This window comes from Prescottella sp. GW823-FHT02E09 (genome assembly GCF_058797375.1).
In genome coordinates, this window is sequence record NZ_JBXAJP010000006.1 from 321,626 (window position 1) to 336,094 (window position 14,469).

General features: G+C 65.9%; 10 protein-coding genes and 1 tRNA gene. 6 read left to right on the forward strand and 5 right to left on the reverse strand.

Going from position 1 to position 14,469, the window contains the following annotated elements:
* Nucleotides 1-41: 41 nt before the first annotated feature.
* Together AC1RIF_RS17755 and AC1RIF_RS17760 are read right to left on the reverse strand one after the other, a co-directional pair.
* Nucleotides 42-133 (reverse strand) — tRNA-Ser (locus tag AC1RIF_RS17755).
* 95 nt (nt 134-228) lie between these two features.
* Nucleotides 229-954: a dienelactone hydrolase family protein gene (locus AC1RIF_RS17760; protein WP_492602671.1), complete on the reverse strand. Its 726-nt coding sequence runs from the start codon at nt 952-954 to the stop codon at nt 229-231.
* A gap of 61 nt (nt 955-1,015) precedes the next feature.
* On the opposite strand from AC1RIF_RS17760, the gene hisC reads away from it, so the two are divergent.
* Nucleotides 1,016-2,101, forward strand: coding sequence for a histidinol-phosphate transaminase (hisC, locus tag AC1RIF_RS17765; protein ID WP_492602672.1), 1,086 nt, complete (start codon nt 1,016-1,018; stop codon nt 2,099-2,101).
* A gap of 139 nt (nt 2,102-2,240) precedes the next feature.
* Complete coding sequence (locus AC1RIF_RS17770) at nt 2,241-3,884, forward strand: bifunctional metallophosphatase/5'-nucleotidase (protein WP_492602773.1); 1,644 nt, start codon at nt 2,241-2,243, stop codon at nt 3,882-3,884.
* 13 nt (nt 3,885-3,897) lie between these two features.
* Here the strand turns inward: AC1RIF_RS17770 and AC1RIF_RS17775 are convergent, their stop codons facing one another.
* From AC1RIF_RS17775 to AC1RIF_RS17785, 3 genes are all read right to left on the reverse strand, one after another.
* Nucleotides 3,898-4,899, reverse strand: a complete 1,002-nt coding sequence (locus tag AC1RIF_RS17775) for an alpha/beta hydrolase (protein ID WP_492602673.1) — start codon at nt 4,897-4,899, stop codon at nt 3,898-3,900.
* A gap of 289 nt (nt 4,900-5,188) precedes the next feature.
* Nucleotides 5,189-5,995, reverse strand: a complete 807-nt coding sequence (locus AC1RIF_RS17780) for an IclR family transcriptional regulator (RefSeq protein WP_492602674.1) — start codon at nt 5,993-5,995, stop codon at nt 5,189-5,191.
* Between the two features lie 299 nt (nt 5,996-6,294).
* Nucleotides 6,295-7,086, reverse strand: coding sequence for an SDR family NAD(P)-dependent oxidoreductase (locus AC1RIF_RS17785; RefSeq protein ID WP_492602675.1), 792 nt, complete (start codon nt 7,084-7,086; stop codon nt 6,295-6,297).
* A 1,286-nt stretch (nt 7,087-8,372) separates the two neighbouring features.
* Between AC1RIF_RS17785 and AC1RIF_RS17790 the strand changes: the two genes are divergently transcribed.
* The 4 genes from AC1RIF_RS17790 (at nt 8,373) to AC1RIF_RS17805 (ending at nt 13,910) form a co-directional block, all read left to right on the forward strand.
* Nucleotides 8,373-9,851: an MFS transporter gene (locus tag AC1RIF_RS17790; protein WP_492602774.1), complete on the forward strand. Its 1,479-nt coding sequence runs from the start codon at nt 8,373-8,375 to the stop codon at nt 9,849-9,851.
* A 161-nt stretch (nt 9,852-10,012) separates the two neighbouring features.
* Nucleotides 10,013-10,876, forward strand: coding sequence for a CoA transferase subunit A (locus AC1RIF_RS17795; RefSeq protein WP_492602676.1), 864 nt, complete (start codon nt 10,013-10,015; stop codon nt 10,874-10,876).
* 167 nt (nt 10,877-11,043) lie between these two features.
* Nucleotides 11,044-11,982 carry a tyrosine-protein phosphatase gene (locus tag AC1RIF_RS17800; RefSeq protein WP_492602775.1) on the forward strand — a complete coding sequence of 313 codons (939 nt, stop codon included), beginning with the start codon at nt 11,044-11,046 and terminating at the stop codon, nt 11,980-11,982.
* 164 nt (nt 11,983-12,146) lie between these two features.
* Nucleotides 12,147-13,910 carry an FAD-binding protein gene (locus AC1RIF_RS17805; RefSeq protein WP_492602677.1) on the forward strand — a complete coding sequence of 588 codons (1,764 nt, stop codon included), beginning with the start codon at nt 12,147-12,149 and terminating at the stop codon, nt 13,908-13,910.
* Nucleotides 13,911-14,469: the final 559 nt, after the last annotated feature.

Here is a 14,469-nt window from a genome sequence, read left to right on the forward strand (position 1 = left end):
AAACAGTGTTCACTTGTTACTGGCCCAACGAAGCACCAGTGTGGCGGAGGCGAGAGGATTTGAACCTCCGGTCCCCTTTAAGGGGGACAACTCATTAGCAGTGAGTCCCATTCGGCCGCTCTGGCACGCCTCCTTGGGGGCCGGCCCTTTCGAACCGCCGGGCGAAACATTACACAGAGATGCCCGGCAAACGCAAAACCGCTGGTCAGCGTCATATGAGCCATGCGGTCACCGCAGGTTCCCGTCGAACCAGTCGAAGATCCGACGCTGGGCGTCGAGCATCGCGACGACGAGCGGGTCCTCGTCGCCCGCGGCCGCCTCGGTGACCGGCGGTTCGTCGGCCCGATGCGCGAGGCCGCTGTAGCTGACGATGTTGGTGGGCGCGTCGGCCCTCGCGACGGCGTCTCGTAGCCGCTCGACGTGGTCGCGCGGGGTCAGCGGGTCGTCCTCGCCGTAGAGGCCCAGCCACGGCGCCTTCAGCGACGGCCCGGCCTCGACGAGGGTGGGGGTGTCGGCGTTGAGGGGTTCGACGATGCCGTGCGCGGAGACACTCACCGCAGCCCCGACCGGCCGGTTGGTGGCGACGATCATCGCGGCCGTTCCGGCGTCGTCGAATCCGAGGACCCCGACGCAGTCGGTGTAGATGCCGCGCTCGACGAGCCAGTCGAAGGTGGCGTCGAAATCGTCGAAGAGGTTCTGACCGAACACCTCGGTATCGCTGTGTGCAGCCTCGCGATGGAACAGGTGCGGGGCCACCACCAGCCAGCCCTCCGCGGCGAGGGCGCGCATCAGGTCGATCAGCGCGGGGGTGAACTGGCGGGACTCGTGGAGCACCACGATGCCGCCGCGCGCATGGCGGTCGGGCTCGACGGCGGTCAGCGGTACCCGCGAAGCCTCCACGACGGTGTCGTCATCGGCGCGCAAGGGGGCGCTGTCCCGGAAGATTCCCGGCATGGTTCAACCTTGGCACGACCGCGTCGACAGTGCACGTGATCGCAGGGCGCATAATCGCATCGTGACCCCCGTGACCCGCCCTGACCTCGATTCCATCCCCACCTATGTGCCGGGCCGCAGTTATCCCGGGGCGATCAAGCTGGCGAGCAACGAGACGACGCAGGGCCCGCTGCCCGGTGTCGCGCAGGCCATCGCCGATGCCGCCGCGATCGCGAACCGCTACCCCGACAACACGTCGGCGGCACTGATCGGCGCTCTGTCCGAGTCGCTCGGTGTGCCGCGGGAGAACATCGCGACCGGATGCGGCTCGGTGGCACTGTGCCAGGAACTGGTGCAGGCCACCTGCAACGAGGGTGACGAGGTCGTCTACGCGTGGCGCTCGTTCGAGGCGTACCCGGTCGTGACGAAGGTGGCCGGCGCCGTCCCGGTCCCGGTGCCGCTCACGGCGGAGCACGGACACGACCTGGACGCGATGGTGGACGCGATCACCGATCGCACCCGCCTGATCTTCGTCTGCAACCCGAACAACCCCACCGGCACCGCGCTGGGCCGCGACGAGCTCGAGCGGTTCCTCGACGCCGTCCCGGCGAACGTCGTCGTCGCCCTCGACGAGGCGTACTACGAGTACAACCGCTCCGGCGTCGACGGCGTCGAACTGGCCCGGGGCCGCCGCAACGTCGTCGTCCTGCGGACGTTCTCGAAGGCGTACGGGCTGGCCGGTGTCCGCGTGGGCTACGCGATCGCCGATCCGGCGATCGTCGCCGCACTGGCGAAGGTGCACATCACCTTCAGCGTCAACGCCGTCGCGCAGGCCGCCGCGATCGCGTGCCTCGGCGCACAGGACGAACTACTGCACCGGACCCACGACGTCGTCGTCGAGCGCGACCGGATGCGCAACGCCCTCCTCGCCGCCGGCTACGACGTCCCGGTCACCCAGGCCAACTTCGTGTGGCTGCCGATGGGCGAGCGCTCCGCCGCCTACGGCGAGGCCAGCGCCGAGGCCGGGGTGCTGATCCGCCCCTACGGCGTGGACGGTGTCCGCATCACGATCGGCGACCCGCACGAGAACGACGCGTTCCTCGCGTTCGCGACTACCGGTGCCGCACTGGAACTCGCCGGCATCCCGGCGGGCTCGCCCACGACGTAATCCAACCGTTATCGGTCGGCGGTATCACCGCCGCCGAATCGTTGGCAGACTCTGGGCGGTGTGTCGACCAGGGAGCGATTTGTCCGGACGCCGGACGCGGGTTCGGGTGTCAGTTCTCGCCGCGGCGCTCGGGGCGTCGATGACCGTCGGACCGCAGGCCGTCGACGCCCGACCGCCGGACGTCGACACCGTTCCGGTGCGGCTGCTCGCGATCAACGACCTGCACGGCAGCCTGCTGCCACCCGAGGGTGCCCGCGCCCAGATCTCCCGGCCCGACGGTCCCGCGACCGACGCCGGGGGCGCCGCCTACCTCGCCGCGTATGTCGACCAGCTCCGCGGGCAGGCCCCCAACTCGCTGCTCTACTCGGTGGGCGACAGCTGGGGGTCGTCACCGATCGAGTCGGCGTTGTTTCACGACGAACCGACCGTGAACCTGTTGAACGAGATGGGCGTCGACGCGGCCTCGATCGGAACCCACGAGCTCGACGAGGGATTCGGGGAACTGCACCGCATGCAGAACGGCGGCTGCCACCCGGTGGACGGCTGCCAGTTCGAAACCGAGTTCAGCGGCGCCCGGTTCCCGCTGCTCGCCGCGAACATGAGCTTCACCGACGGCACCCCCGCCACCCTCCCCTTCGCGGTGAATTACGTCGACGGGGTGCCTGTCGGCGTCATCGGCGTGATGCCGTCGGATGCACCGTCGAAGATCACCGTCGACGGCGTCGCCGGCCTCCGGTTCGGTGACGAGCTCGACGCGATCGACCGCACCGCGGAATCCCTCGACTTCCTCGGAGTGCGCGCGATCGTCGTCCTCCTGCACCGCGGCGACGTACAGGCCACCGGCGGACCCAACGCGTGCGACCTCGCCGACAGCCCCGCCCGCGACATCGCGACCCGCGCGACACCCAAGGTGGACGCGATCTTCACCGCCGACAGCCACACCCAGTACAACTGCACGGTCGACGATCCGGCGGGCAACCCGCGACCGATGATGCAGGCCGCCTCTCACGGACGGATCGTGTCCGTGGTCGACATGAGCCTCGACCGCGCCACCGGCGAGGTGGACCGGGACCAGACGCAGGCCTTCAACCAGATTGTCACGCAGGATATCTCGCCGAACCCGCGGGTCGCCGAGCTGGTCGACCGGGCCAGCACCCAGTCCGCCGAAGTGGCCGAACGGGCGATCGGCGTCACCACCGCCGACATCACCCGAGAACCGAGCGCGGGCGGCGAGAGCCCGCTGGGCGATCTGATCGCCGATGCCCAACTGGAAGCCGCGCGCGGACGCGGGGCGCAGATCGCCCTCACCAACCCGGGCGGCATCCGAGCCGATCTACTCCCCGACGCCGACGGCACCGTCACCTTCGGCGACGCCTACCAGGTGCAGCCGTTCGCGAATTCGCTCGAGGTACGCACCCTCACCGGAGCCCAACTGAAAGACGTTCTCGAGCAACAGTTCCAGCCGCGGCCCGACGGATCCGTGCTCGAGCTGATCCTGGCCCCGTCGTCCACCCTGACCTACCGGATCGACCGCGGAGCGCCGATCGGTGCACGCATCGCCGACATCCGGGTCGACGGTGTCGCCGCCGACCCGGACGGCCTCTACCGGGTGGCGGTCAACAAGTTCCTCGCCGACGGTGGCGACGGCTTCACCGCCCTGCAATCGGGGATCGAACCCGCCTCCGCCGGAACGGATCTCGATGCACTCACCGACTACCTGGAGAGCCGCTCCCCCGTCGCCCCACCGGCCCCGGGTCGGATCACCACCGCGGCACCGAACTGACGGCGAAGTACAGCTAGATCCCCAGGGCGCGTTCGAGCGTCGGCCACGCCGCCCGCAGGTCGTCCTGCCAGTACGGCCAGGAGTGAGTTCCGTAGGGGCGGTACAGGAATGTGGCCGGGATGCCGAGTTCCGTCAGCCTGCCGTCGAACAACTGGGTACACGAGTTGGACGCCGCCTCGAGCGGTCCACCCACGACCACCTTCTCGAGCGCGTCGGGCGCACCGAGTTCGTACGGGCCGGCAAGCCCGTTGCCGGTGGAGACGAAAATGTCCTTGCCGCGCAGTTGTTCCGCGTGCACGGTCGGATCGTGCGCGGGCCATGCCGGGTCGTCCGGCAGCCCCCACATGTTGTCGGCGTCACCGCCCTTCGATGCGACGGTGCCGCGCACCCCGGCCTGGGATTCGATGCGACCGGTGTCCATGCAGCCGCTGAGCGCGGCGACGCCGCGGTAGAGGTCGGGGTTGCGGGTGGCGAGCGTCATCGCGCCCTGCGCACCCATCGAAAGGCCGGCGATCGCGTTGACGCCGTTGCCGTGGAACTGCCCGTCGACGATGGGCGGCAACTCGCGGGTCAGGAATGTCTCCCAACGGTTTTCGCCGAGCACGGGATCGCTCCGCTCCCAGTCGGTGTAGTAGCTTGCGGTGCCACCGACGGGCAGGACGACGTTGATGTTCTTGTCCGCGAAGAACTCGACGGCATCGGTCTTCTGCGTCCAGGTGCTCTCCTGGTAGTCCGACTCGGATCCGGCGCTGACGCCGTCGAGCAGATACAGCGACGGCCGTTCGGCAGTGCCCGTCGGATGCAGAATCTGCACCTGCACCACCTTGCTCATCGCCGGCGAGAACACGAACAGCGCCGTGCGTTGGTCCGTCAGCTCCACCACGTGGTCGACGTATGCCTCCGCAGCGACAGCTGGCGGTGTCTGCTCGATCGGCGCGGCCTGTACCGCGACCATCGGACCGAACATCGCCAGCGCGACCACCAGGCCCGCCGCGATCATGGCTGATCGCCCCATCACTGCCGTGCACACCCCCTAGGTATCGGTTCATCCCCACCGTACGGACCGATCCGATTCGCTGCCGGGTCTCGGGGAAATACGGCGCAGCTTGCTTCTGCAGAGCCCAAGGTCAGGGGGAAATGTGAGGGTCCGGCACCGGCGGACCCCGTCGACGGTGCACCGCACCACTGGGCTTCATCCGCCGCCCGCGAACAGCCGACGGCCCCGCCGACACCAGGTCAGGTGTCGGCGAGCCCGGCCCGCGTCGGAGGCACTGCCTGACTGCCCCGTTTCGGATCGTGATCGCCTACGCGAAACGTAGACGAGGACGCTGACCTGGGGCGGGCATAGCCGCGAGATAATTGCGATTGGCGTACGACAAAGCTCCGCCCCTCCCTCTCCCCTTGACGGCATGCAGAATTGCGCTGGCCGCCACACGAACTGGCGTCGTGTGCCGGTAATCGAACTTCAGGTAGCCGACGGGGCCGCAAATCGACAGCGCCGCGACAACTTCGCCCAAGTCCCCGACAGGAGCGGCGATTGTGCTGATGCCTCCTGCGATTTGGTTCAGGTCGTACGACACACCCATCTCGCGGACCTTGTGCAGTTCTGGCGTGAAGTCGGCCAAATGGTCGCTGCCGGATGGGGTGTATGCAAGCAGGGCTTTACCGATCGCCGACTCGTGCGCAGGCAACCGGCCACCGACCCTCGTCGGCAACTCCGCAGCCAGTCGACCACCAATCTTGTCCAGATACACGACGTCAGAACCGTCGAGCACCCCGAGATGGACGACATACCCCGTGGCGCGGTGCAGTTCGTGGAGAATCGGCGCGGCAGCCCTCCGCACGGAATTCTGGTACACCGCCGTCGAACCGAGCTGCATCAGGCGGGTGCCAAGTTCATAGTCGTTGCCCTCGCGGCGGAGCCAGTTCATTCCGACGAGGCGCTCGAGCATTCTGTGTGCCGAGGACCGCGGGAGCCCGGTGTACCTGACGACCTGCGCGAGGTTGAGTCGACCGGGACCCTCGAAGGCGTCCAGGACCAGTGAGATGCGTTCGAGAATTGCGCTGGGCGCCGAATCTGCAGCTGTTTGCGGAGTCCCCTGGGTGTGCATTCGTACTTCCCTCGCTTCTGCTGAACTGTACGACGAATACGTCAAATTGAGTTCTTCTGTTTGCGAAGCGGCGCGCGGCGTGAGGCGTGGCCGGGACGCGCCGTGGCCGGATCCTGCGTGACCGCGTGGATCGCAGCCGGCAAACCTGCGCGCCAGCCCCTCTCGTTGCCTGAGAGGGCAATCGGAGAACGCAACCACGCGGCCGCGTGGTGGGGTCCCGACGACAACCACGCCGAACTCGCCGAGCGCCCTACGGCGGCCCGCCCCGAGGAGGGTCGGGCCGCCGCAGTGAGCCGCGGTCAGGCGTGTGTGCCGCCGTCGATGCGGATCTCCGTGCCGGTGATGAATGCACCGTCGTCGGAGGCCAGCATGGCGATGACCCCGGCTACACTCTCCGGCCCGGCCATGGGGGCTCCCCCCGATTCCTGGTCGGTGGCCAGGATGGGGGACAACTTGCCGAACAGGGACCAGTCGGTGTCCTGCGGCAGGTACGAGGCGGTGGTGTCGGTGATCCCGCTCTTGATGCTGCCGGGTGCGACGGCGACCGCGCGTAGCCCCTGCTTGCCGTACTCGAGGGCGAGTGCGTGCGTGAAGGACTGGATGCCGCCCTTGCTGGCGGCGTATGCGGCCATGTACGGGTGGGCGAAGGCGGCGGAGGTCGAGCTGAAGTTCACCACCACCCCGTTGCCGGTCTCGACAAGCGCGGGCAGCGCCTGCCGGGTGACGAGGAACATGCCGGTCAGGTTCACCGAGATGACTCGGTTCCACAGTTCGAGGGAGGTCTCGTGGGTGTGGGCGCCGCGCAGGATTCCTGCTGCGTTGACCAGCACGTCCAGTCCACCCAGGGTGTCGAGTGCTTGACGGACACCACCGACGACGGAGTTCTCGTCGCCGATGTCGAGCACCAGGGTGTGCAGGCGGCCGGCGAGCGCGGCGCCTTCGGCGAGGGCGCGGGTGGTGGCCAGGCCCTCCTCGGAGACGTCGGCGGCGACGACATGGCCGCCCTCGGAGAGCAGTCGCAGCGCGGTCGCCTGTCCGATACCCGAAGCGGCGCCGGTGACGAGGATGCGGCGGTTGTCGAAACGATTCATGGGAGAGGTGTGTCTTTCATTGCGGAAGAATGGGTTTCGGAGGCTGTTTGAGGCACGGCTCCGCTGCGACGCAGACTGTGCGGTGACCTGCCACGGGTACGCCCGTCGACCGAGCGGCGATGGCCCGGTCATGGAAAGACGAAGAACAGGCTGCCAAGTCGGAGCAGCCCGGATCAGGTGGAGGACGTCACAGACTGAGCTCACACATTCTCCGCTGTGGCGCGCAAGACAGCATCACGTACAGGCATGCGGAACGCCGGCGGGGCTGGGCAGCCCTACGCGGGAGAGGTGAACGTCAGATGGAGTCGGCCGTTGCGGCCGAGGCTCTTTCGATCCAGACCAGGCCCGCGGGACGCCGGTCTATGGCCTTACGCCCGCGCCGGAAGGTCGCCACGCCGAATCGGGCCGCGCACACTGCACGACCGGACTCGAGAGAAGAAAGGCGGGCTGACATCGCGTTGAGAGTAACAGTTCAGTTCCACACTGACTACGGTCAGCGCAATATTGATCGACCGCTCGTTAGGCTCGACTCGGTGGACCTGCACGTTCTACAGCGGCCCTCCTCGGGCGGTCACCCGATCGGGACCGCGATGCCGCGGAGCGAACCGAACCGTCGGGTCGGTACACGCCGGAAGCACTTCACAAGGTTCGGACGAGATCGTTCGGACAACGAACGAATGCGACTCGGCCACAACGCCAACCGCCTCCATTCGATGAACCAGCACCTGCCACCGATCCTGCACAGATCCACAATCGGGGTCGCTCTCCCGTCGCCGAAGTGCCCCAACGGACAATCCACGCAGACGAGGTAGACATCATTGCCCCACCCTCGGCCGGCCCGAAGCCTCAGCCACGGCGGCGGCTCGGCGCAGGCGGGCGCTCGCCACGAAATCAACTTCGCCACAAACTATTCGCCACGAACGGCCGACACCCGATCCAGCACGCCGTCCGAGCGGCCAGGCCTGCGGACACCGGCTGACGGGACGGCGCAGTAGGTAGGAGGTCACAGCCCGGCTGTGTGCACTTTCGAATTCGCCGACAGCGGGCAGCTCGCGAGTCCCGGATGCATCAACGCCTCCCGCTGGATGGAACAGGTAGTGGTAAATCAACGCTTCCAAGCTCTGTGATGTGACCTACATCTTCGAGGGGCAACACCCCCTCCCTGGGCTCGCCACCTCGCTCGACCTACCCGAATTCGTTCCTCGCACAGTCCGTCTCAGGTAGGTGATCGCATCCGACCCCACGAAAGGGCCTACTCAATGGTCTCCGACGTTCACCCCGCAGGCATGCCAGACTCGCCACCGAGCGATCCACAGCAGGCGCAACGATGGACGCCACGCCTCGCCTTCTCCCTCATGACCCTGGTGCTGCTTCTCGAGACTCTCACCATGAGCTACCTGATGATATCGATGGCGATTCCATCGATTGCGGCACACTATTCGACCTCACAGGGAGCATGGCTGTTGACCGCCTTCCTCCTTGTCGGCGCCATCACCGCACCCCTGATCGGCAAGCTTGCGGACATGCACGGCAAGCGAAAGCTCCTGCTGGCATGCGTGTCGCTGGCAGCGCTCGGTTCACTGATCTGCGCCACAGCAGGGAGCTACGCAATCATGCTCCTGGGGCGGTCCGTGTCGGGATTCCTCATCCCCTGCCTATTCCTGAGTTATTCGCTGATTCGCGACGTGTTCCCACCGAAAACCGTCACACTCGCCGTCAGCATCGCCACGAGTGGAATGGGGCTGATTGCCATACCTGCACCGTTCATGACGGGATGGCTCCTGGACAACTATGGTTTTCGCAGCATCTTCTGGTTCTTCGTCGGTATCCTGACGCTCCTCGCCGGGTTGATCGCTGCATCCACCAGTGAATCCTCGGTGCGGCTACGTTCCACTCTCGACCTTCTCGGCGCCGCGCTCCTCGGCGCAGGTATTGCGGGCCTACTGATCGCAGTGAGCATCGGCCCTTCGCGAGGGTGGACGGACACTTCCACCCTCGTGTACATGATCAGCGGAACAGTGCTGCTGAGCGCTTGGATGATCTCGGCTCGCCACGTTCGAGATCCGCTCGTGGATCTGGAGGTCCTCGGGAATCGACCGGTGCTCTTGACTGCGATAGGAGCCGGCTTCGCGTACGCCGCCGCCGGCTTGTACTCGATCCTGCTCCCCATGCTCGCCATGATCCCCAGCAGCTTGGATCTCGGATACGGTTTCGGTCTCACTGCACAGGGATTCGCAGTCCTTCAAGCTCCGATCGGCGGAATGGTGGTGGTCGGCGGCGTCATCGTGGGCCTACTCGTCGGCCGAGGTGCACGCCCGCGAGGGATGCTGGTAGTCGGGTTGCTGACAATGACGAGCGGATTCGCCCTGACATCATTGATCCACGGCAGCATGGTCCTGCTTGTGCTGTTCGCTGCCGTGTTCGGCACAGGAATGGGCCTCGCCTACGCAGCTGTACCGAATCTCCTGATCGAGGCCGTGCCTCCGGAACTCCAAGCCAGTACAGCCAGCATCGTGGGAGTCTTCCAGAGCGTTTTCCCGGCTGTCCTACCGGTAATCGCTTTCAGTGTGATGAATTCGCTCTATATCGCGCCACTCGCGCCCGAAGTGACACACGGCTCCGTGTTCTATACCGACCGCGGGTTCCAGGTCGCATTCATGATCGGCGCAGTCGCCACCCTGGTCGGTGCGGCTGTTGCGTTCATGCTCCCGAAGTCGATCGTGCAGGTTCGCACGCCTACCGAACACCGTTCGGATCGGCTGTAATGCGCAGCTACCGACTGACACGATCACAGCGACATCGATGTTCGCTCGCACCACTCCGACAGCAAAATCTCAGGTCTGCTCCTTCGCCTCGCGGCGCAGCAAATGTTTGATACACAGTTGTGGAACCACTGTTCCGATCACCGAAAGAAGGAGGAATCTGCTTGTCGGACAGAGTGATATCGACGCAAGAGGTGGCCTGCCGGCTGCGTTCCGGAATGACCATCGGGATCGGCGGCTGGGGATCCCGGCGGAAGCCGATGTCGCTCGTGAGGGAGATCCTCCGGTCGGACATCGACGATCTCACAGTCGTTTCGTACGGCGGCGCCGACGTAGGCCTACTGTGCGCGGCAGGCAAGGTGAAGAAGGTTGTCCACGGGCTCGTCTCGCTGGACTCGGTTCCGCTCGATCCACACTTCCGCGCCGCACGGCAGGGCGGCCGAATCGAGGTCGAGGAGTACGACGAGGGCATGCTCCAGTGGGGCCTGTACGCAGCGGGTCTCCGACTCCCATACCTGCCGACGCGAGCCGGGCCGGGCCCGAACGTCCTGCGCGCCAGCCCCCGACTGCGCACGGTAATCGACCCGTACGGAGAAGAGATGCTCGTGGCAATGCCGGCGATCCCGCTCGACGTCGCGCTCGTGCACATGAACCGTGCCGATATTCACGGCAATGCAATGCACTTGGGGCCCGACTTCTACTTCGACGACCTGTTCTGCAAGGCCGCCGATCAGGCGTACGTGTCGTGTGAGCGCATCGTTTCGACGGCCGAGCTGACCGGCGAGACCCATACAAGGACGGTCCGGATTCCGCGTCGACTTGTCTCCGGAGTGGTGGTGGCACCCGGTGGTGCCCACTTCACGGCGTGCGTCCCGGACTACGAGCGGGATGAGGGATTCCAGCGCGAATATGTCTCGGCGGCAGATGATCCGCGGAAGTGGCGGCAATTCGTCGATCGCTACCTGTCGGGATCCGAGGCCGGCTACCAACGCGCCGTAGAGCTCGAGTTCGAGGGGGTTTCGGTATGAGCGATGGGCCGACGAACGTGTAGCGGTGTGCCGGCGACAGCACAAGGCAAACATCTGTTTCTGATCGAAGGAGAGCAACGATGCAACAACCAGCACGCCTGGCAGTTTCGGAAGAGACGTGGCGACCTCCGGCCCTGCCGGAATCGAGAGTGCGCCCAATGATCTCGATGTCGAGCGCGGCCAGAGGAGAGCCGTCGAGTTCCCGGATCAAGATCGCCGGTGTCGCTGCGGCGTTGACCGTTCTTCTTTCCGGGTGCAGTCAGTCGGCAGCTGATGACACCGCAACCGCCTCGACCACCTCGTCGACTTCGTCCTCCCTTCCGGCGAGTCCGATTGCCGCGGTCGAGACTCCCCGCCTGAAGTCAGTCAGCAACTTCCGAGACCTTGCGGGGCCGGAGGGCGGGTACAGCACGGTCGACGGACGCCGTGTACGCGAGGGCGTTCTCTACCGCTCCAACGCACTGACTACCAATGATGAAGACGCCGCAACGTTGGATACCCTCGGCGTGAAGGTGGTCTACGACCTCCGCACCACCGCGGAGATCGACAAGAACCCCGATCGCGTTCCTTCGGGGGCGCGCTACATGCAGGTCAACATCATCGGCGACGCCGAGAGTGGCGCTGTCACATCAGCGGTGGATCTCTCGACTCCCGAAAGCGCTGCCGCATTGCTCACCGACGCCAACCGACAGTTCGTCACGGATCCGTCGATGCGTGCCCAGTTCTCGGCCCTCCTGACCGACATCGCAACCACCGGTGGGCCGCAGATCTTCCACTGCACCGGAGGTAAGGATCGGGCCGGTTGGACCAGCGCGGTTCTACTGAAGATCGCCGGCGTCGACGACGCGACCGTGATGAGCAATTACCTCCTCTCCAACGAGTACTCGAGAGATTCGATCGAGGCGACCGTCACGCAGGTCACGACCGCGAAAGGCGAGCAGGCAGGTGCGGCGATGAAGGTACTCATGGGAGTCTCCCCCGAGTTCCTCCAGGCCGGCTTCGACGAGATCAGCGCGAGTTTCGGTACGTTCGACAACTACCTCGTCACAGGACTCGGACTGTCGACAGACACCATCGCCGCACTGAAGCTCAAACTCACCGTCTGAGCCTTTCACCGGGCCGGCCCCGGGGTTCGGTTCCGTGCGACCGAAGCGCCCCGACAGCAGTAGCAAACTCTGATGCCCGTGCACTGTTCGGCGCGAATCAACCATCGACAGAGCCGCATCGTGCCGGACATTCCTACCTTGACGCACCTCTCGAGGAGTACCCCATGCCCCCCTCCACATCTCGCAGCACATTCGACTACGAGGTCGACTTCCTCGTCGTCGGTAGCGGTGCAGGTGGCCTGACCGCCGCACTTGCCGCAGCGGCTTGCGGTCTCGACACCCTGATCATCGAAAAGGCTGCCGTCTACGGCGGCACCACCGCGCTCTCCGGCGGCAACATCTGGGTTCCGAACAACCCGACCCTCGTGCGCGCGGGACTCTCCGACTCCCGCGAAAGCGTGCGTGCCTACCTGGCTGCCATTGTCGGCGATCGGGTGCCGGCAGCCAACATCGACGCATTCATCGACCACGGCCCCCGCGTGTTCGAGTTCCTCGAAAATGCCAGCCCTCTCATGCGGTTCCAGTGGTGCACCGGTTACTCGGACTACCATCCCGAAGCACCCGGCGGCCGACCCCGTGGCCGGACCATCGAGCCGCTGCCCTTCGACCTCAAGGAACTCGGTGAGGACGAGGGACTGCTGCGGCCAGGTGCACTGTCGACCCCCGCCGGGCTGTACATCACCTCGAAGGAGTTCGTGCGCCTGAACATGGTGATGCGCACCTGGGCCGGGCGCCGCGCCGCACTGGCCACCGGATGGAGAGCACTCAAGAGCATCATCCTGCGTCAACACATGGAGACGCTCGGGCAGGCGCTCGTCGGCCGACTGCGGCTCGCGGTCAAACACGCCGGCGTGCCGCTGTGGCTGAACACCCCGATGCACACGCTCATCACCGACACAACCAATTCCGTGGTCGGAGTGAGCGCGGAACGCAACGGCCAACCCGTCCGGATCCGGGCAAGGAGGGGCGTGATGCTGGCGAGTGGCGGATTCGAGCAGAGCCCCGAACTCCGCGGGAAGTACCTGCGCGAGGGCGGAAAGGAGAACTACAGCCTCGGCGCGGTCGACAACACCGGCGACGGGATCGTGGCGGGCGAGGCGATCGGCGCCGCATTGGACTTGATGGACGACGCGTGGTGGATGCCGTCCATCAGACGGCCTGACGGAATCATGCATGGCCTGGTATCCGAGCGGTCGGTTCCGCGCTCGATCATCGTGAACCAGCACGGTAAGAGGTTCACCAACGAAGCCGCCCCGTATGTCAACTTCGTGCATGACCAGATCGCAGGAAAGCACGACCCCATCTGGTTCGTCTTCGACGGAACGGCCAAGAGCCGCTACCAGATCGGCGCGATCATGCCCGGGCAGAAGTTCCCGGACGACTGGTACGACAGCGGCTTGTTGGTCACCGCCGACACCCTCGATGCACTCGCCCGTCGGATCGACCTGCCCGCCAGAGCCCTCGAGAACACCGTGCACCGCTACAACGGCTTTGCCCGAAATGGCAACGACGAAGACTACGGCCGCGGCCGTAGCGCATACGACAACTACTACGGTGACCCGACGCTACCGATCCCCGCGATGGATGCGATCGACAAGGCCCCGTACTACGCGCTCCGACTGCGCGCCGGGGATCTCGGCACGAAGGGAGGGTTGGTCCACAACCGACACGGTCAGGTGGTCCGCGCCACCGGCGAGGTCATCGAGGGGCTCTACGCTACCGGCAACACGTCCGCCGCAGTGATGGGCAACGACTACGCCGGCGCGGGCGCAACGATCGGCCCGGCCATGGTGTTCGGCTACATCGGAGCACGGCACGCTGCAGACCGAGTCCAGATGCCACCAACCGCAACCGAGTCGGACGGAACAGCACCTTCTCCTCGCCGCAAGAATGCGGCTCCGACAAGGAAGCCCACGGACGCAACGTGAGCCGCGTGCGCGGACATCCCTTTCGGCAGCACACGGGATCGGCACATCACGGCGCGCCCGACGGTTGGCAACAGATGCGCGCACGCCGACGCGGAACTCGACCATGCCGACCGGGTGGCGGCTCCCACGCCATCGCCACCGACCCTCGGAAAGAATGAGTTTTGCCAGAGATCTGCCAGACGCGCCGAACCGAATGCTCAGTTTCACGGTCCATGATTCGAATGTGCAACCGCACACACCCATTCGACCGAAAGGCATAGAACCGTGGACCTGAGCTACCTGTCCGAGTTCTTCGGCGCATTCTCCGATCTCTTCAGCGCACTCAACTTCTTCGGCGGGTCGCTCGCTGCTACCTGATCGGCTGAAACCTGCGGTGGGGCTGCGCACGTCACGCGCGCAGCCCCACCGCTGCGCCCTCACCTTCAGACCCCACTCGAGCCCTCGGCGGACGTCGTCGAGGCTGCGGACCGGCCAGGAAGTCAGTGCAACGCGTCGGGCAGGAAGCTGGCGAACTGGATCCGACGCGCGTCGTCGGGACGGGCGTTCGTGATCCGAGTGA

Excerpts from the sequence above, each read along its gene's own strand:
- AC1RIF_RS17760 (WP_492602671.1), bottom strand. The coding sequence starts at position 954 with ATGCCGGGAATCTTCCGGGACAGCGCCCCCTTGCGCGCCGATGACGAC.
- AC1RIF_RS17770 (WP_492602773.1), top strand. The coding sequence starts at position 2,241 with ATGACCGTCGGACCGCAGGCCGTCGACGCCCGACCGCCGGACGTCGAC.
- AC1RIF_RS17775 (WP_492602673.1), bottom strand. The coding sequence starts at position 4,899 with ATGGGGCGATCAGCCATGATCGCGGCGGGCCTGGTGGTCGCGCTGGCG.
- AC1RIF_RS17780 (WP_492602674.1), bottom strand. The coding sequence starts at position 5,995 with ATGCACACCCAGGGGACTCCGCAAACAGCTGCAGATTCGGCGCCCAGC.
- AC1RIF_RS17785 (WP_492602675.1), bottom strand. The coding sequence starts at position 7,086 with ATGAATCGTTTCGACAACCGCCGCATCCTCGTCACCGGCGCCGCTTCG.
- AC1RIF_RS17790 (WP_492602774.1), top strand. The coding sequence starts at position 8,373 with ATGCCAGACTCGCCACCGAGCGATCCACAGCAGGCGCAACGATGGACG.
- AC1RIF_RS17800 (WP_492602775.1), top strand. The coding sequence starts at position 11,044 with ATGTCGAGCGCGGCCAGAGGAGAGCCGTCGAGTTCCCGGATCAAGATC.
- AC1RIF_RS17805 (WP_492602677.1), top strand. The coding sequence starts at position 12,147 with ATGCCCCCCTCCACATCTCGCAGCACATTCGACTACGAGGTCGACTTC.